This window comes from Bacillus sp. F9_6S_D1_P_5, from assembly GCF_054823925.1.
The window spans coordinates 167,879-187,241 of record NZ_JBTREW010000006.1 but is presented as its reverse complement, the minus strand read 5'-3'; the positions used below and the strand labels follow the sequence as shown (position 1 = coordinate 187,241).

The 19,363-nt window shown below is 36.8% G+C and carries 17 protein-coding genes and 1 pseudogene; 14 read left to right on the top strand and 4 right to left on the bottom strand.

Annotated features, from left to right (window positions below):
* Positions 1–79: 79 nt before the first annotated feature.
* Together ACUXEY_RS09945 and ACUXEY_RS09940 are read right to left on the bottom strand one after the other, a co-directional pair.
* Positions 80–334, bottom strand: a complete 255-nt coding sequence (locus tag ACUXEY_RS09945) for a YbeF family protein (protein WP_166702002.1) — start codon at positions 332–334, stop codon at positions 80–82.
* A 165-nt stretch (positions 335–499) separates the two neighbouring features.
* Complete coding sequence (locus tag ACUXEY_RS09940; protein ID WP_461300582.1) at positions 500–1,885, bottom strand: hypothetical protein; 1,386 nt, start codon at positions 1,883–1,885, stop codon at positions 500–502.
* Between the two features lie 165 nt (positions 1,886–2,050).
* Between ACUXEY_RS09940 and ACUXEY_RS09935 the strand changes: the two are divergent.
* Both ACUXEY_RS09935 and ACUXEY_RS09930 read left to right on the top strand, forming a co-directional pair.
* Positions 2,051–2,415: pseudogene (locus tag ACUXEY_RS09935) on the top strand (YoqO family protein).
* Between the two features lie 15 nt (positions 2,416–2,430).
* Positions 2,431–2,799, top strand: a complete 369-nt coding sequence (locus ACUXEY_RS09930) for a YoqO family protein (RefSeq protein ID WP_429599537.1) — start codon at positions 2,431–2,433, stop codon at positions 2,797–2,799.
* Positions 2,800–2,841: 42 nt separating this feature from the next.
* Here ACUXEY_RS09930 and ACUXEY_RS09925 read toward each other — a convergent pair whose 3' ends face one another.
* Positions 2,842–3,912: a M24 family metallopeptidase gene (locus tag ACUXEY_RS09925; RefSeq protein WP_461300581.1), complete on the bottom strand. Its 1,071-nt coding sequence runs from the start codon at positions 3,910–3,912 to the stop codon at positions 2,842–2,844.
* Between the two features lie 342 nt (positions 3,913–4,254).
* Positions 4,255–5,964, bottom strand: a complete 1,710-nt coding sequence (locus tag ACUXEY_RS09920; RefSeq protein ID WP_461300580.1) for an Rqc2 family fibronectin-binding protein — start codon at positions 5,962–5,964, stop codon at positions 4,255–4,257.
* A 103-nt stretch (positions 5,965–6,067) separates the two neighbouring features.
* Here ACUXEY_RS09920 and ACUXEY_RS09915 point away from each other — a divergent pair, with 103 nt between their 5' ends.
* The 12 genes from ACUXEY_RS09915 to ACUXEY_RS09860 all read left to right on the top strand — a co-directional run bounded on the left by ACUXEY_RS09915 (position 6,068) and on the right by ACUXEY_RS09860 (position 19,355).
* Entirely contained in the window at positions 6,068–8,791 is a 2,724-nt protein-coding gene (locus tag ACUXEY_RS09915; protein WP_461300579.1) for a calcium-translocating P-type ATPase, SERCA-type, read from the top strand.
* Between the two features lie 100 nt (positions 8,792–8,891).
* Positions 8,892–9,767, top strand: coding sequence for a YicC/YloC family endoribonuclease (locus ACUXEY_RS09910; RefSeq protein ID WP_461300578.1), 876 nt, complete (start codon positions 8,892–8,894; stop codon positions 9,765–9,767).
* Positions 9,768–9,834: 67 nt separating this feature from the next.
* Positions 9,835–10,098, top strand: a complete 264-nt coding sequence (gene remA / locus ACUXEY_RS09905; RefSeq protein WP_001251456.1) for an extracellular matrix/biofilm regulator RemA — start codon at positions 9,835–9,837, stop codon at positions 10,096–10,098.
* 13 nt (positions 10,099–10,111) lie between these two features.
* Positions 10,112–10,729 carry a guanylate kinase gene (gmk, locus tag ACUXEY_RS09900; RefSeq protein ID WP_001257740.1) on the top strand — a complete coding sequence of 206 codons (618 nt, stop codon included), beginning with the start codon at positions 10,112–10,114 and terminating at the stop codon, positions 10,727–10,729.
* A 2-nt stretch (positions 10,730–10,731) separates the two neighbouring features.
* Positions 10,732–10,944, top strand: a complete 213-nt coding sequence (rpoZ, locus tag ACUXEY_RS09895) for a DNA-directed RNA polymerase subunit omega (RefSeq protein ID WP_000933968.1) — start codon at positions 10,732–10,734, stop codon at positions 10,942–10,944.
* A 172-nt stretch (positions 10,945–11,116) separates the two neighbouring features.
* On the top strand, positions 11,117–12,322 hold the full coding sequence (coaBC, locus tag ACUXEY_RS09890) for a bifunctional phosphopantothenoylcysteine decarboxylase/phosphopantothenate--cysteine ligase CoaBC (RefSeq protein ID WP_166702010.1): 1,206 nt from the start codon (positions 11,117–11,119) through the stop codon (positions 12,320–12,322).
* Positions 12,319–14,724, top strand: a complete 2,406-nt coding sequence (gene priA, locus ACUXEY_RS09885; RefSeq protein ID WP_461300577.1) for a primosomal protein N' — start codon at positions 12,319–12,321, stop codon at positions 14,722–14,724. The genes coaBC and priA overlap by 4 nt, the downstream gene beginning before the upstream one ends.
* Before the next feature lie 11 nt (positions 14,725–14,735).
* Entirely contained in the window at positions 14,736–15,206 is a 471-nt protein-coding gene (gene def, locus ACUXEY_RS09880; RefSeq protein ID WP_166702012.1) for a peptide deformylase, read from the top strand.
* A 23-nt stretch (positions 15,207–15,229) separates the two neighbouring features.
* A complete protein-coding gene (gene fmt, locus ACUXEY_RS09875; RefSeq protein WP_166702013.1) occupies positions 15,230–16,174 on the top strand; it encodes a methionyl-tRNA formyltransferase in 945 nt (314 codons plus the stop codon).
* A complete protein-coding gene (rsmB, locus tag ACUXEY_RS09870; RefSeq protein ID WP_461300576.1) occupies positions 16,171–17,505 on the top strand; it encodes a 16S rRNA (cytosine(967)-C(5))-methyltransferase RsmB in 1,335 nt (444 codons plus the stop codon). Before fmt ends, rsmB begins: the two co-directional genes overlap by 4 nt.
* A gap of 4 nt (positions 17,506–17,509) precedes the next feature.
* Positions 17,510–18,598, top strand: coding sequence for a dual-specificity RNA methyltransferase RlmN (gene rlmN, locus ACUXEY_RS09865; RefSeq protein WP_001978968.1), 1,089 nt, complete (start codon positions 17,510–17,512; stop codon positions 18,596–18,598).
* 4 nt (positions 18,599–18,602) lie between these two features.
* Positions 18,603–19,355, top strand: a complete 753-nt coding sequence (locus ACUXEY_RS09860; RefSeq protein ID WP_461300575.1) for a Stp1/IreP family PP2C-type Ser/Thr phosphatase — start codon at positions 18,603–18,605, stop codon at positions 19,353–19,355.
* Positions 19,356–19,363 lie beyond the last annotated feature (8 nt).

Genomic DNA, 19,363 nt, shown 5'->3' with positions numbered 1-19,363 from the left:
TTTTTATATTATTGTTATAATTTCATGTAAAGTTCCATCAATATCAAAGAAAATCATATAATAATCTCCTTGCTAACAACTATTTAGCGTTTTCCGCAACCTCATAACCTCTTACAAACAATAGCGTCATATAAGAAACAATAAATGAAAAGATGCTGTACATGCCAACCCAAAAGAAGAATTTTGGAGTGAAGGCGATAACACCTATTATTAAAAAACTAGCAAACGTTACAATCGGCATTACGTAATACGTTTTCGTCTTGCGTGTTCCAATAATAGAAACGATAAAGATAAGTAATGGACAAATTAATAAGACGAAAATCAATTCATTCATAGTTATGTCCCCTTTTCTAATGGAAGTAATCTGTTTCTCGTAAACGTTTTTAAAAAATACTCTCTTAATATAACTTCGCTAACATGTATATAATCCCTTTTGATAGTCAGTAATAAATGCTGGATTTCATAATAAAAAGCGTAAGCAAGAGAAAACTTGCTTACGCTATAGAATAAACATTGCAACGATCGTGGTGACAATTAAACCAATCACAACTGGTAAAAAGTTTCGGCGTGCAAGTTCAAATGGATCCACTTTACAAATGGCAGCGGCAGGAATAAGTGCCCAAGGAATTAAAGTCCCGCCTCCGGTCCATATGGCAGCGATTTGCCCGAGTGTTGTTAATGTAGCTGTTCCATGCCCAAGTGCTGTTCCGAAAAGATTAGCAATTGAACCAGCAAGTGATATACCAGAAAAGCCAGATCCATCTAATCCTGTTATGACACCAACGATAGTTAATGTTCCCGCCGATACATATTGATTTAAAGGAACTGTTTGAGACAAAGCGATTCCTAAGTCGTTAATGATTCCGTGTGAACCTTTCGGTAAATCGTCTCCGATAATTTTTACAAAACCGCTATCTCCTAAATAAAAGAGTGCAGCAATTGGGATAACTGGACCAAAGATTTTAAAGCCAAATTGGAGCCCTTCTATAAAATAATCGGTCGTTTTATTTAGTCCATTACCTTTGTAGGCGATGAGAGAAATGATGATAATCATAATAACAGTCGTCCCGCCGATAAGTGCAGTTGCGTCGCTTCCTTGTAGTTTAAATTGAATCATGCAAAGGATATCGATGGCATATACGATCGGAATGCAAATAGCGAGCCATTTTTTTGTCCGAGGAGATAATGAAGTGAGCGTTTTAGAAGACGCAGTTGATGGAATAGATTCTTGTATGGATAAGCCTGTATGAAATTCTTTTCGTAAGAAGAAAAATGCGACGGAAGTTGTCACAATGCCCATAACAATTACGAGAGGGACACTGGCAGAAACAACGCTAGAAACAGGAAGACCGGCAGCATCCGCAGTTAATTTCGGTGCGCCTTGAATAACGAAGTCACCAGATAAGGCAATGCCGTGTCCGAATAAGTTCATAGCAATGGCAACCCCAATTGGAGGAAGGCCGACGCGTACAGCGACGGGTAATAAAATAGCTCCCATTAAAGCGACAGCTGGAGAAGGCCAAAAGAAGAAAGAAATTGTCATCATTAAAAGGCCGATAATCCAATAGGCAAGGGTAGGGGTACGAATCATCTTTGTAAATGGTGAAATCATCGTATCATTTATGCCAGTATGAACGAGTAGATTACTCATTGATACGATAATAGAGATGATTAATATAGTCGGTAATAGTTCAGTAATAGCGTAAATGAAACTTTGAAAAATACCGCTAACGGCAAGAGGGATAGAGCTTGTAGCGGTTAATGCTAATAAAAAGATAAAAACGATACAAATAATCGTCGTATCTTTCCGGAGAATAAAAAAGGTAATGATAGTGAGTAAACAAAGAATATAGAGAGCATGCAACAGCGTTAATTCAACTCCCATAACATTCACATCCTTTAGGCGTTCGTGTAGTTTATTGTATGAAAGCAGTGAAAGTATGTGAGTATAGGAAAAAGAAAAAATGAAATTTCATGTACTGTAATGGTAAGAACGATAAATGGATGTTACAATACAATTAATCCTAAAAATGGAATTAAAGGAGGACTTATGCGTAAAAAAATTGGGTTTTGGGGATTTATCATATCTTGTAGTCTATTAATCACTTTAAATTTGTTTACAAACAATGAATGGATCAGTATCATACCTGTTTTCGGGTTTGTATTTATACTTTTATATAACTGGGAAGATATGAAACAATATAGTAAGAAAAGTATCGAATTATGATTGGTATTATTGTTGTTTGCTCATTTTTCGTAGGGTTTATTTTAATAGAAGGGCAGAAACAAATAGAGAAAATGTCTATTTTTCAAGAATGGATGTCTTCTGCGAAGGGTCTTTATCTTGTAATTGTCGTTGTTGTTTTTCTAAGAATTGTTATAAGCGTAGCAAGTTACATACTAAAGGAGAAGTAGAATGGGGGAGTACGAATGAGAGAAAAAATAGGATATTATGGTGTGCTCGTTTGTTTACTATTATCAGTTATTTCAGGACAATTCCTTAACAGTGACTGGGTACCAGCTATATTATGTATAGGAGTATTGATTTTTGCACCTATGTATCGCTGGAACGAATGGAAATCATATAGCCAAAAAAAGAAAATTGTGTTCAGCATCGAGTTTGTCATTATCATTAGCACAATTCCGTTTTTGCTATTGAAAGGAAATGAGATAATAGATGGAATTGTAATGTTTCAAGGGTGGTTGTTTATTGCGAAAATGCTATATTTAATATGTATATTAATGTCGATAGCGGTAATCACTAAAAAAGTAAACGAAAAGTTATTCGTTAATGAATAAAAGAAAATGCCACCTTATTCGGTGGCATTTTTTTCTATGATTTCAACAAGGAATAACAATTAGTTCTCGATTTGATTTTGTAATCACTTCATATCCGTCTTTTGTAATAACGATATCATCTTCAATTCTACAGCCGCCCCAGTTTGGAATGTAAATACCAGGTTCAACTGTAACAACCATACCTTCTTCTAAAGTAGCTTTACTTTCCTGAGATAGGCGAAGAGGTTCATGTATTTCTAACCCAAGACCATGACCGGTAGAGTGTCCAAAATATTGACCATATCCATGTTCTGTAATGTAATCTCTCGTTATATCATCGATACTCTTCGCGGTTTCTCCAGGCTTAATTGCTTCAGTCCCACGTTTTAACGCTTCTAGGACAACACTGTATATTTTTTTGAATTCTTCTGATGGTTCCCCGATTGCTACAGTACGAGTTATATCAGAACAATATCCATCGTAAAGTGCACCGAAATCTAATGTAACGACGTCGCCTCGTTCGATTATTTTATTTGATGCAACTCCATGAGGAAGAGAAGAGCGAACGCCAGAAGCTACAATAATTTGAAATGAAGAGGATGTAGCCCCTTTTTTTCGCATGAAAAACTCTAACTCATCTCGTACATCATTTTCACTTATTCCCGTTTTTAAAAACGTAAGGATGTGGTGAAATGCCTCGTCCGCGATATTAGCTGCGATTTTCATTGTTTCTATTTCAGGCGTGTCTTTAATGATACGAATATTTTCGATAATTTCGCACACTTGAACCATTTCTACATGTACGTATTTTTGTAAGTTTTTATATTGTTGCAATGTCATGTTGTTTTCTTCAATTCCGAGTTTTTGAATGTTTAATTTCGATACTTGATTTGCAATTTCTTTTTCTAAATTTCCTTGATGCATAATAATTTCAGCATCTTTTATTTGTGATTTCGCTTGATCTACATAGCGAAAATCAGTTATAAAAACAGCCTTATCCGCAGAGAGTAAGACGACGCCAGCGCTACCTGTAAAGCCAGTTGCATATTGGCGGTTTTCTTTTTTTGTAATAAGCAATCCGTCAATTTCGTAGTTTTGTAGTTGATTTTGGATTTTATTAATTTTTGAAGTCATGTTAATTCCCCCTATTCACAGTATTGAATAAAGCAAATAGTGTGCCAAAATATATATTTGAAGAAAAGATAGTAGGGACAACATATATTTTAGGGGAGATAAAAAAATAGTCTGCAATTTGTGGGAGACGGTTTGTTCATAAAATCCAAATTACTTCAATAAATAGCAGGGGATGAAAAAATATTGATTGGAATTGCAGTTGTACGTTATTTACATGGTGTAAAAAAATTTATACAAATATGAAATGAAGCTGTCAATTTTTTTGACAATATGGAATGGATATAGCAACTAAATTGAAAACATATAAAAAATGCGTTGCTTAAAAGCAACGCATTTTTGTATTTACGCTTTTAATTTCATTACAGTATCAGCATCTGGTGTTACATAAACAGTTTGCTGATTGTCATACGTAACAAAACCAAGTTTTGCACCACTCGGTTTTTTGACATGGCGTATTTTGGTGAAATCAACAGGTACAGAGCTAGACTCTTTTGCTTTACTGTAATAGGCAGCAATCTTGGCAGCTTCTAGTAAAGTTTCTTCAGCAGGCTCTAAAGAACGAATGACAACGTGAGAACCAGGTATGTCTTTCGTATGTAACCAAATTTCATCACGGCGAGCAAATTTCGTTGTTAAATAATCGTTTTGTTTATTGTTTTTACCAACGAAAATCTCTGTGCCATCACTTGCTAAATATTTATCTAATAATGGTTTAGTAGGCTTTTTCTTTGCGTTTTTCGTTTTACGATTGCGCATATAACCTTCTTCAGCTAATTCCTCGCGAATTTCTTCAATATCTTTTGAAGAAGCAGCTTCCATTTGTTGAAGTAAGCTATCAAAGTAAAGAATTTCTTCATTTGTTTTTGCGATTTGTTCTTCTACAACAACAACTGAATTTTTTGCCTTTTGATACTTTTGGAAATAGCGTTGTGCATTGTCAGAAGGCGTTTTTAAAGGATCTAATGTGATCTTTACAGTTCCGCCATTTTCATCGTAATAGTTAACGACTTCAATATCTTTATCACCTTTTTTCAGAGCGTACATATTGGCTGTAAGTAGTTCGCCAAATAGTTGATATTTATCTGCTTTTCCAGCATCTTGTAATGTTTTTTGTAGTTTAATGAGTTTTTTCTCATTTTTATTTTTTTCGTTTTGCATAAAGCGCTCTAAATCATAAGCTTGTTGTTTTACACGGTCGCGCTCTGCTTTTCCGAAAAAGAAACGGTCTAGCAATTCACTAACAGATGAGAACGTCTTGTCTGTCCCTTGCAAGTGTGCAAGAGGGAAAAGGTAGAAGAATTCTTTCCCATTTGAAGTAGTCATCGTTGGTGAATATGTATGAGTTAATAATGGTTTTTGTATGGAGAAAAATGCGTCTGCTAATGCTTTTTCATTTACCATACCAGCTTTTTTCACTACTTCTTTTGCGAATAATGGTGATATTCCCGTAAAGGTGCCGACAAGCTGTTTATCCATGTTTCCAGATAGAAAGTCTAGCGGTCTAATAAATTCATCATTTGTTTCAATCTGAAGTGGGTTAATTTTATGTTGTGCTGGTGGTGCAATATACTCCGCTCCAGCATATACCGTTCGATGTCGGTTTACCGCTAAAGAAACGTGTTTTAAGCTATCTAAAATATTGTTTGTTTTTGTGTCTACTAAAATGATGTTACTATGTCGTCCCATTATTTCAATTACTAATGTTTTTAGTGATTCATCACCAATTTCATTTCTGCTTCGCACAGTAATTTGAATAATACGCTCTAAATCAATTTGTTCAATTTTTTCAATGAATCCACCTTCTAAATGCTTACGAAGAAGCATGCAAAACATTGGTGGAAGTGCAGGTGAATCGTAATTTTGATTTGTTAAGTGTAAACGTGCATATGTCGGATGAGCGGAAAGAATCAGTTTTTGATTTTTTCCGTTTGCTCGAATATGTAATAAAATCTCATATTTTGAAGGTTGATATATTTTTGAAATTCTCCCCGTGTAAAGAGAATTTGCAATTTCATGTGTAATTGCTCTTGTAAATAATCCATCGAATGCCATAAAAACACTCCTTTCTAACTAAAAGTTAATTATAGCATTTTTTTGGACGAGGCTGAATAAGCTTTCAATAGAGTATGTCTGGAATGAGGAGGTCGATAGCAGGATGAACTGGTATGGAATGCGCGCACATGAAGTGGAAGAAAGAACGAATACAAATGTGAAGGTTGGATTGACAGAGAAAGAAGCAGAAGGGCGAATAAAGAAATTTGGTACAAATGAATTAGATGAAGCGAAAAGGCCTTCTGCACTAATGGTCTTTTTAGCGCAATTTAAAGATTTCATGGTACTTGTTTTGTTTGGTGCAACAATCGTTTCGGCTTTTTTAGGGGAATACATTGATTCGATTGCGATTGTTGCAATTGTGATTATCAACGGTATTCTCGGCTTTTTCCAAGAAAGAAAGGCTGAAAAGTCATTGGAAGCTTTAAAAGAGCTAGCCGCCCCGCAAGTTACTGTAATGCGGAATGGAAAGTGGATAAAGGCACCGTCTAAAGCACTCGTTTTAGGTGATGTTATTAAATTTTCTAGTGGCGATCGAATTGGTGCTGATGTACGTCTTGTTGAGGCATCGAGTTTATATATCGAAGAATCAGCTTTGACAGGAGAGTCAGTACCGGTGCAGAAAAAAGTAGAAGCATTGCAAGGGCAAGATGTTTCAATTGGTGATCAAAAAAATATGGCTTTTATGGGTACGATGATTACACGAGGAGCTGGAACAGGAGTCGTTGTAGCAACGGGTATGAATACAGCGATGGGCCAAATTGCAAATATGTTACAAAATGCAGAGCAAATGGAAACACCACTGCAAAGAAGATTAGAGCAACTTGGAAAAATATTAATTATAGTGGCTCTTGTTTTGACAGCGCTTGTCGTATTAGCCGGTGTGTATCAAGGGAATGAAGTGTATCATATGTTTTTAGCTGGCGTGTCGTTAGCTGTTGCTGCTATTCCAGAAGGATTACCAGCAATCGTTACAGTAGCTTTATCGCTTGGTGTACAGCGTATGATTAAAAAGAGAGCAATTGTAAGGAAGTTGCCAGCAGTAGAAACGTTAGGTTGTGCTTCCGTTATATGCTCTGATAAAACAGGAACGATGACGCAAAACAAAATGATGGTAACACATATGTGGTCAGGTGGAGAGTTGTGGAAAGTAACAGGCCAAGGGTATGAACCTAATGGCTCTTTTGTAAAAGGTGAAAAAGAAATTAATCCAGCTAAGACGAAAGCGCTTTATCAACTACTTACATTTGGTTCACTATGTAATAACGCAAATATTATTCAAAAGAAAAAGGCGTATGTATTAGATGGAGATCCAACTGAGGGAGCGCTTGTAGCTGCAGCAATGAAAGCGGGGATAACGCGTGAGGCACTGAAAGGGAAATTTGAAATTATTCGTGAGTTTCCGTTTGATTCAACTCGAAAAATGATGAGTGTTATTGTGCGAGATAGAGAAGGGAAAAAGTTTCTTGTTACGAAGGGAGCACCAGATGTCCTCTTGCAAATGAGCCAAACAATTTTGTGGGGGGATAAGCAACAACCGTTAAGTGAGTTGTATAGAAAAGAAGTACAGGCGGCTATTCATAGCTTAGGTAGTCAAGCTCTTCGAACAATTGCAGTTGCCTTTAAGCCTTTAAAAGTAACAGATTCTATTGAACATGAAAGAGACGTTGAAAAAGATTTTATGTTGGTTGGGATACAAGGAATGATTGATCCGCCAAGACTAGAGGTAGAGCAGGCTGTAAAAGAGTGCAGAGAAGCTGGTATTCGAACAGTTATGATTACAGGGGACCATAAAGTGACTGCAATGGCGATTGCAGAACAATTAGGGGTTTTACCACCAGGTGGACGTGTTGTTGAAGGGATAGAACTTGCAAATATGGATGTAGAAGAATTAGAAAATGTTGTAGAAGATACGTATGTATTCGCTCGTGTATCACCAGAACATAAATTGAAAATTGTTAAAGCGTTGCAAAATAAAGGGCATATAGTAGCGATGACAGGTGATGGTGTGAACGATGCTCCAGCTATAAAAACAGCGGATATTGGAATAGCGATGGGAATTACAGGGACAGACGTTGCGAAAGAAGCTTCTTCCCTTGTATTGCTGGATGACAATTTTGCTACGATTAAATCAGCAATTAAAGAAGGTAGAAATATATACGAGAATATACGTAAGTTTATTCGTTATTTATTAGCATCGAACGTAGGAGAAATTTTAGTCATGTTATTTGCAATGTTACTTGCATTACCGCTGCCAATGGTTCCCATTCAAATTTTATGGGTGAACTTAGTTACTGACGGTTTACCGGCGATGGCATTAGGATTGGATAAGGCGGAAGGGGACGTGATGAAGAGAACGCCGCGTCATCCGAAAGAAGGGGTATTTGCTAGAGGGCTTGCATGGAAAATTATAAGCCGTGGTTTTCTAATTGGAGCAGTGACGTTAGTGGCGTTTATTATTGCATATAATCAACACCCAAATGAGCTGAAATATGCACAAACTGTGGCGTTTGCGACGTTAGTACTTGCACAACTTATTCATGTATTTGATTGCCGAAGTGAACATTCTATCTTCCACCGTAATCCGTTTGGGAATGTATATTTAGTAGGAGCGGTTATCATTTCTTTACTGTTAATGTTAGTGGTTATATATTACCCACCGCTACAACCGATCTTTAGTACAATGCCAATACAAGCGAGAGATTGGTTGTTAATTGGAGGTTTGTCATCAATTCCGACCTTCTTATTAGTAGGTTCTTTATTAACAGGGAAAAAGGGGAAGAAGGAAAAGCCAGTATTATATAAGAAGGGATTAAACTTGAAATAGTCAATGATATGAAAATGTGATATAATTTACAGAAGGTAGTAGAGCCTTGTCTCTATTACCTTTTTCATTGAGTTATTTCATGGCTTGGATGTGATAAAAAATGATTTGTAGTATGACAGGATTTGGAAGGTCAAAAGTAGAAAATGATACTTTTCAAATTACAGTAGAAATGAAATCGGTGAACCACCGTTTTCTAGAGATGAGTATTCGACTTCCGAAGCAAATGATGGTATTCGAAGACAAAATCCGTAAAATAATTGCAGAGCAAGTTCGACGTGGACGTATTGAAGTGTCTATTAGTATAACGGGTGAAGGGCTTGTTGAAAGAAAATTAAGTGTGAATTGGTCGCTTCTTGAGCAGTACCAATCGCTCATGGAAGATATAAAAGGAAAATTTCAATTACAAGATTCTGTTACACTTCAGCAATTAATGGCAATGCCAGAAGTAACAGCGATTGAAGAAGCAGAAAATGTAAATGAACAATTTGAGAACAGTTTATATGAGGCTGTTCGCCAAGCTGCTCATATGTTAAAAACGATGAGAGATGGCGAAGGAGAACGATTACATAAAGATATAGCGTATCGTTTACAAGAGATTCACAATTGTGTAAATGCAATTATTCCGCATGCACCAATTGTTACACAAAAATATCGTGAACGATTAGAAAATCGCTTAAAAGAATTACATAATCAAGAGTTAGATGAACAAAGATTGCTCACAGAAGTTGCAATCTTTGCTGAGCGTTGTGATATTCACGAAGAGTTAGTCCGTTTGCAAAGTCATTTAGAGCAATTTCGTGAAACACTGCAGCTAGAAGAGCCTGTTGGAAGGAAAATGGATTTCATCGTTCAAGAGATGCATAGAGAAATTAATACGATTGGTTCTAAGGCAAATGACTTAACAATTTCAAAATATGTTGTAGAAATGAAAAATAACCTTGAAAAAATTCGTGAACAAGTACAAAATATTGAGTAGCTTTCAAAAAATATATAAAGTTATACGTGGTGGAGAAATCGGATAGACTTACTAGGAGGCGCAAACTATGGCCATGCGGTTTTTAAATATTGGATACGGAAATATTGTATCCGCTCATCGAATTATTGCTATTGTAAGTCCGGAGTCAGCTCCTATTAAACGGACAGTACAGGAAGCACGCGAACATAATGCTTTACTTGATGCTACGTATGGGAGAAAAACAAGGGCGGTTATTGTTATGGATGATGGGCATGTAGTATTAAGTCCAATTCAGCCAGAGACGATTGCACATCGTTTGAATAATAAAGAAGATTTAAGTGAGGAAGGGTAGGTTTTACATATTTATGAGAAGTAGAAGAGGATTGCTCATCGTTCTTTCAGGACCTTCTGGGGTTGGTAAAGGAACGGTTCGAAAAGAGCTGTTTAGTCATGAGGATACACGTTTTCAGTACTCCATTTCAGTAACGACACGTAAGCCACGTGAAGGAGAAGTAGATGGTGTGGATTATTTCTTTAAAGAGAGAGAAGAATTTGAGGAAATGATTCGTAATGAAAAATTACTTGAGTGGGCTGAGTTCGTAGGTAATTATTACGGAACACCGATTGACTATGTTGAAAAAACATTACAAGAAGGAAAAGATGTATTCTTAGAAATTGAAGTGCAAGGAGCAATTCAAGTTAAGAAAGCTTTCCCAGAAGGTGTATTTATTTTCTTAGCACCTCCAAGTTTATCTGAACTAAAGAACCGAATTGTCGGCCGTGGTACAGAAACTGAAGATGTTATTGAAAATCGTTTAACGGTAGCGAAAGAAGAAATCGAAATGATGGACGCTTACGACTATGTTGTAGAAAACGATCAAGTTGAATTAGCTTGTGAAAGAATTAAAGCAATTGTGGTTGGTGAACATTGCCGCCGCGAAAGAGTAGCAAAATATTATAAAGAAATGACGGAGGGTCTATAATTATGTTAAATCCATCAATTGATTCATTATTAACAAAAATCGATTCTAAATATACACTTGTAACAGTAGCTGCAAAACGTGCGCGTGAAATGCAACTTGCGAACAATTGTGTTATTGAGCAACCTGTTTCTCATAAATGTGTAGGTAAATCATTAGAAGAAATCGATGCAGAAGTATTAAAATATGTACCAAGCGAAGACAAAATCATCGATTAAGACATTCTTTTCGACAAATTAAAACATAGACTTTATAATTTTCTATGTAACGGTAACAACCTATTTACAAGTAGGTTGTTATTTTTTTACGATAGGGAAGACATATTGGTACTGACGAGCTGGGAATTCTGATTCAGTATTATAAGTTTGAAAAAGAAAGAGGACGAGCCATATGCTAAAAGGGAAAAAGATACTTCTATGTGTAACAGGAGGCATTGCGGTCTTTAAAGCGGCTGCGTTAACTAGTAAATTGACACAAGCTGGTGCTATTGTAAAAGTAATGATGAGTGAGTCGGCAATGAAGTTTGTTACACCTCTTACATTTCAAGCACTTTCTCGCCATGACGTATATACAGATACATTCGATGAGAAAGACTCAGCTGTTATTGCACATATAGATTTAGCAGATTGGGCAGATGTAGTACTTGTTGCACCTGCTACTGCCAATTGTATTGGGAAGTTAGCTGGCGGTATTGCAGACGATATGATTACAACTACTTTGTTAGCTACTACAGCTCCAGTGTGGATTGCACCTGCTATGAATGTGCATATGTATGAAAATAAAATTGTTCAAAAAAACATGATGACGTTAAAAACGTTAGGATATACATTTATTGAGCCTGGAGAAGGTTTTTTAGCGTGTGGTTATGTAGCCAAGGGAAGGCTAGAAGAACCTGAAGCAATTATTGCACGGTTAGAAGAGGCTTTTTCAGCAAAAAAACCATTGCAAGGAAAAAAAATATTAATAACTGCTGGCCCAACTCGTGAAAAGATTGATCCAGTGCGTTTTATGACCAATTTTTCTTCTGGGAAAATGGGATATGCAATTGCGGAAGTGGCAGCGAACTTAGGTGCTGATGTCATACTTGTTTCGGGACCGACAGCATTAAACCCACCATTACATGTAAATACGGTACAAGTGGAATCTGCACAAGATATGTTAGAAGTAGTTTTGCACCATTATCAAAACGTAGATGTTGTCATTAAAACAGCAGCAGTTGCAGATTATCGCCCAAAATATGTTCATGATAATAAAATGAAAAAGAAAAATGGTGATGCTGTAATCGAACTCGAGAGAACAGTAGATATTTTAAAAACGTTAGGTGAGATGAAGGACAAACAGTTACTTATCGGTTTTGCGGCTGAAACGACAAACGTAGAGGAATATGCAACAAAAAAATTACGTGAGAAAAATGCGAATATGATTGTTGCGAACGATGTAAAGGCACAAGGAGCTGGATTTGGCACTGATACGAACATTGTAACAATGTATAGAAAAGATGGAGAAGTTATAGAGTTGCCACTTTTAACGAAGAAAGAGGTTGCTCGTGAAATATTAAAGCAAATTGAAATGATGTTAGAAGATGGTCGTCTATGAAATTTGCAAGTGTAATTGTTGATGTACCTGCACGTCAGACAGATCGACCATTTGATTATATTATCCCTAAAAAGTGGGAAGATATTGTCCAGACAGGCATGCGTGTAGTAGTTCCATTTGGCCCAAGAAAATTGCAAGGCTTTATTATTGGGATCAAAGATTCGGCTGAAGTAGAAAGTAAGAAGTTAAAGACAATCCATGAAATATTAGATGTAACACCGGTTTTAAACGAGGAATTATTAAAGCTTGGATATTGGCTTACAAGCGAGACGTTATGTTATATGATTTCAGCTTTTCAAGTCATGCTTCCAACGGCGATAAAAGCGACGTATAAAAAGCGTCTACAACTGCGTAAACAAGAAGAAGTAGCACCTGAACTAATGTTTTTATTTCAGGACAAAGAAGCGATAGATTGGGAAGTTATTGAGACGCAGCCACATCTATACCGCACGATTCAACAAGAAATTAAAAATGGCACGATTGAAGTTGTTTATCAGGTAAAAGATAAAGTGCAAAAGAAGAAACAAAGAGTCGTTCAACCAGAGTTGCCAGAAGATAAATTAGAATTAGCAGCATTTGAACTGAAAAGCAAAAAACAACAAGATGTACTCTATTATTTTGTGGAAAATTATAAAAGTGTGCCGTTGAAAGTGATAACAGAAGAGTTGCAAATAACAGATGCTCCGATTAAAGCACTTGTTAAAAAAGGGCTAATCTCAGAAAAGTATGTGGAAGTATATCGGAATCCGTATGACGATGATAATTTTGAACAAACGAAACCATTCCCACTTACGCAGGAACAAAAGCAAGTTATTGCACCAATCTTATCATCAATTACAAATGAAACTTACAATCCATTTTTACTATATGGTGTTACAGGAAGTGGAAAAACAGAAGTATATTTACAATCTATAGCGGCGGTGCTCGAGAAAGGGAAAGAAGCTATTGTGCTTGTTCCTGAAATTGCACTAACGCCTCAAATGGTAGATCGTTTTAAAGGTAGATTTGGCTCGCAAGTTGCGGTTCTTCATAGTGCGCTGTCTGTTGGAGAAAAATATGATGAATGGCGTAAGATTTTAAGAAAAGAAGTGAAAGTTGTAGTTGGTGCACGTTCAGCTGTATTTGCTCCTTTTGAAAATTTAGGGATTATTATTATTGATGAGGAGCATGAATCGAGCTATAAGCAAGAAGATAATCCGAGGTATCATGCAAGGGATGTAGCTGTGTGGAGGGGACAATATCATAAATGTCCTATCATTCTTGGTAGTGCAACACCGACACTTGAATCGTTTGCAAGAGCGAAAAAAGGTGTGTATGAATTACTAACGATGGAAAAACGTATGAACGAACAAGCCTTACCGACAGTAGAGATTGTTGATATGCGTGAGGAACTTCGTGATGGAAATCGTTCCATGTTTTCGAAGGCACTGCATGAAAAAATAGCAGATCGATTAGAAAAGAGAGAACAAATGGTGCTCTTTTTAAATAGAAGAGGTCATTCTACATTTGTTATGTGCCGTGATTGTGGGTATGTTGTACAATGTCCGCATTGTGATATCTCGCTGACATATCATAAAATGAATCATCGTTTAAAATGTCATTATTGCAGTTACGAAGAGAATATGCCGAATGCGTGTCCTGCTTGTCAAAGTACATATATTCGTTTCTTTGGTACAGGTACACAAAAGGTAGAAGAAGAAATTACAAAACTATTTCCAGAGGCACGAGTCATTCGAATGGATGTAGATACGACAAGTCGCAAAGGAATGCATGAAAAATTATTAAAGGCATTTGGGGAAGAAAAAGCAGATATATTACTTGGAACACAAATGATAGCGAAAGGATTAGATTTTCCTAAAGTAACGCTTGTCGGGGTTTTAACTGCAGATACGATGCTTCACTTACCTGATTTTCGAGCGAGTGAAAAGACGTATCAGTTGTTGACGCAAGTAAGTGGACGAGCGGGCCGACATGAATTACCAGGGGAAGTTATAATTCAAACCTATACGCCAGAACATTACAGTATAGAGTTAGCAAAGAACCAACAATATGATGTGTTTTTTGACCAAGAAATGCAAATGAGACGAACAAGACAATATCCACCTTATTACTATGTTGTACTTGTAACGGTATCTCATCCGGAATTATTAAAGGCAGTGCAAGTGACGGAAAAAATTGTCGGTCATTTACGATCGCATTGCTCGCAGCAAACGATGGTGTTAGGACCGGTTGCTTCAGCAATTCCAAGGATAAAAGATAGATATCGTTATCAATGCATGATAAAATACAAACGGGAACCAAACTTAAAGAACGTGCTCAAAATGGTAAATAAACATTATCAAGCAGAAATGCAAAAAGAGCTACAAATCTCAATTGATTTTAATCCAACAATGTTAATGTAGCGGAGGGAAATATGGCAGTTTTAGAAATAGTAAAGCATCCAAATGAAGTGTTAGAAACACCATGTGAAAGAGTAATTAACTTTGATAAAAAGTTAGTGAAATTGTTGAAAGATATGCATGAAACAATGTTAATTGCGGACGGAGTCGGTTTAGCTGCGCCTCAAGTAGGTGTAAGCTTGCAAGTAGCGGTAGTTGATATCGGTGATGATACGGGGAAAATCGAGTTAATCAATCCAGTGATACTAGAAAAACGTGGTGAACAAGTAGGTCCCGAAGGCTGTTTAAGCTTCCCGGGACTTTATGGTGAAGTGGAACGTGCGGATTATATTAAAGTACGTGCTCAAAATCGCCGAGGTAAAGTATTTTTACTAGAAGCAGAAGGATTTTTAGCGCGTGCAATTCAACATGAAATCGATCATTTACACGGTGTGTTATTTACATCGAAAGTGACAAGATATTATGAGGAAAACGAATTAGAATAGGTATTAAAAGGAGCGGTTTTTAAATGATAAAAGTAGTATTTATGGGAACACCGGACTTTTCAGTGCCGGTGCTTCGTCGTCTTATCGAAGATGGCTATGATGTAATTGGTGTAGTGACGCAACCCGATCGTCCTGTAGGTAGAAAAAAAGTATTAACACCTACACCTGTTAAAGTTGAAGCGGAAAAACATGGTATTCCGGTGTTACAGCCGTTAAGAATTCGTGAAAAAGACGAATATGAAAAAGTATTGGCATTAGAGCCAGATTTAATTGTAACAGCTGCGTTTGGTCAGATTGTACCAAATGAAATTTTAGAAGCACCGAAGTATGGATGTATAAACGTCCACGCTTCTTTACTTCCTGAACTTCGTGGTGGTGCACCAATCCATTATGCAATTATGGAAGGGAAAGAAAAAACGGGTATTACAATTATGTATATGGTAGAGAAATTGGATGCTGGTGATATCTTAACGCAAGTAGAAGTGGAAATTGAAGAGCGTGAAACGACAGGCTCTTTATTCGATAAGTTAAGCGAGGCAGGGGCGCACCTTCTATCTAAAACAGTACCTTTATTAATTCAAGGTAAGTTAGAACCAATTAAACAAAACGAAGAAGAAGTAACGTTTGCATATAATATAAAACGTGAGCAAGAGAAGATTGATTGGACAAAAACAGGTGAAGAAGTATACAATCACATTCGCGGATTGAATCCATGGCCAGTCGCTTATACAACTTTAGCAGGACAAGTTGTTAAAGTATGGTGGGGAGAAAAAGTACCTGTAACGAAATCAGCTGAAGCAGGTACGATTGTTGCGATTGAAGAAGATGGTTTTATTGTAGCAACTGGTAATGAAACAGGTGTTAAAGTTACTGAGTTACAACCTTCTGGTAAAAAGCGTATGAGTTGTTCGCAGTTTTTACGTGGCACAAAACCTGAAATTGGAACGAAGTTAGGAGAAAATGCATGAGAAAAAATGTTCGTGAATTAGCTCTTGATGGTTTAATTCAAGTAGAAAAAAGTGGTGCATACAGTAACTTACTTTTAAATAATCTAATTGAAAAAAATGCAATTGATAGAAAAGATATTGGTTTATTAACTGAAATTGTATATGGAACGATTCAACGTCGTGACACATTAGATTATTATTTACAGCCTTTTTTAAAAAAGAAGGTTGAGGCGTGGGTAAGAGTATTGCTTCGTCTATCTTTATATCAAATGATCTATTTAGACCGAGTGCCAGAAAGAGCGGCCATTCATGAAGCGGTTGAGATTGCAAAGCGTCGTGGGCATAAAGGGATTGCTGGTATGGTAAACGGTGTATTGCGTTCGATTCAGAGAGAAGGGATACCTTCTTTAGATGAAATCAAGGATCCAGTAGAACGTTTGGCAATTGCAACAAGTCATCCAATGTGGCTTGTTCAAGACTGGGCTTCTGAATATGATTTAGAGACAGCAGCGAAAATGTGTGAAGTGAACATGTTACCACCTGTACCAACAGCACGTGTAAATGTTGATAAAATAACAGTAGAAGAAGCAATTGAGTTGTTGGCTAGTGAAGGTATAGAAGCGAAGCGCGGCGATTTATCAGAGGATGCAATTCAAATTGAAAGAGGGAATGTAGCGCATACAGATGCGTTCAAAAAAGGTTTTCTTTCTATTCAAGATGAAAGCTCTATGCTTGTAGCACGTGCTTTAGAACCGAATGAGGGAGATGTAGTTCTTGATAGTTGTGCTGCTCCGGGCGGAAAAACAACGCACATTGCAGAGCGATTAAAAGGAACAGGTCAAGTTATGTCTCTTGATTTACATGCACACAAAGTACGTTTAATTAAACAACAAGCAGAGCGACTTGGTCTAGAAAATGTCGAAACAAAAGCACTAGATGCTAGAAAAGTGCAAGAACAATTTGCGAATGAAACGTTTGATAAAATATTAGTAGATGCACCATGTTCTGGATTTGGTGTAATTAGACGTAAGCCTGATATTAAGTTAGGTAAAGATAAAGGCGATAGTGAAAGATTATCGATGATTCAACTTGCAATACTAGAAAAAATCGCACCGTTATTAAAACAAGGTGGTCGCCTTGTTTATAGTACGTGCACAATTGAGAAAATAGAAAATGAACAAGTAATAGAGCGATTTTTACAAGAGCATCCTGAATTTGAGTGGGATACTACGATAAAAGAGCGTATGCCAGAAAAGCTAAGTCCGTATATTGATGAAGGTCAAGTACAAATTTTACCGCATTATTTTGCAACAGATGGCTTTTATATTGCTTGTTTAAGGAAGAAGGTGTAGCATCGTGGAAACGACTGTGAGAAAACAAAAGAAAAATTTAGAAACGAAAAAACCATCAATTTACTCTTTACAACTTCATGAAATGCAAGATTGGTTAAAAGAGCAAGGAGAGCCGAAGTTCCGTGCTGGACAAATTTTTGACTGGCTATATAAAAAACGTGTAAAAAATTATGAGGATATGTCAAACCTTTCTAAAGGATTGCGTGATAAATTGTCGAATTCCTTTGATATTACTACTTTAAACACGTTAGTAAAACAAACGTCTTCAGATGGAACAATTAAATTCTTATTCCAGCTATACGATGGATACTCTATTGAAACGGTATTAATGCGACATGAATATGGAAATTCAATTTGTGTAACAACGCAAGTAGGTTGTCGTATTGGATGTACGTTCTGTGCTTCAACGCTTGGTGGTTTAAAACGAAACCTAGAAGCTGGAGAAATTGTAGCACAAGTAGTAGAAGTTCAGCGTGCACTTGATGAATCAGAAGAGCGTGTAAGTTCTCTTGTTGTTATGGGAATTGGAGAGCCATTTGATAACTACGATAATTTAATGGGATTCTTACGCATCATTAACCATGAAAAAGGACTTCATATTGGTGCGAGACATATGACAGTTTCGACAAGTGGAATTATCCCGAAAATTTATAAGTTCGCTGAAGAAGACTTACAAATTAATTTTGCGATTTCACTGCATGCTCCAAACTCAGAATTACGTTCAAAATTAATGCCGATTAACCGTGCTTATAAGCTTCCTGATTTAATGGAAGCTATTAAATACTATGTAAATAGAACAGGGCGTCGTATTACTTTTGAATATGGACTATTTGGAGGAGAAAATGACCAAGTTGAGCACGCTGAAGAGCTTGCTGCGCTCTTAAAAGGTGTAAAATGTCATGTAAACTTAATTCCGGTAAACTACGTACCTGAACGTGATTATGTACGTACGCCACGTGAACAAATTTTCTTATTTGAAAAAACGTTAAAAGATCGTGGAGTAAATGTAACGATTCGCCGTGAACAAGGTCATGATATTGATGCAGCCTGCGGTCAGTTGCGTGCGAAGGAGCGCAAAGAAGAGACGAGGTGACGAGATGAAAGCCGTGTTTCTATCAGATAAAGGAAAAGTTCGTCAACATAATGAAGATAGTGCAGGAGTTTTTCACAATTTAGATGGAAATATTTTAGCGGTAGTAGCAGATGGAATGGGAGGTCATCGAGCTGGTGATGTAGCTAGCTCGATGACCATTCAATTATTCCATGATTATTGGAAGCAAACACATAATATGAATGAGCCAAAAAAAGTAGAAGAGTGGTTACATACTAGTGTTGGGATTATTAATGAGCGTATATATGAATACTCTAAGCAACATGTAGAATGTAATGGCATGGGAACAACACTTATAATAGCGATTTGTACACCAAACTTTGTGACGATAGGTCATATAGGAGATAGTCGTTGTTATATGATATCAGAGGGGAAAATCTCGCTTGTAACGGAAGATCATTCACTTGTCAATGAACTTGTGAGACATGGTGAAATTTCAAAAGAAGACGCAGAATATCATCCGAAAAAGAATGTTTTGTTAAGAGCATTAGGAACAGAAGAAACAGTCGGATTAGATGTTAAAACATTGGTACTTGAGGAAGATGATCAGTTACTTCTTTGCTCTGATGGATTATCTAACAAAGTTTCTATTGCTAATATGCAACAAATTTTACAGTTAAATGAACAGCTAGAAGCTAAGGGACAACGTCTCATTCAATTGGCGAATGATCGTGGCGGGGAAGATAATATCACCCTTGTTCTCATTGATTATGCGGGTTCGACAAACGAAAGTAGGTGAAGTGCAAC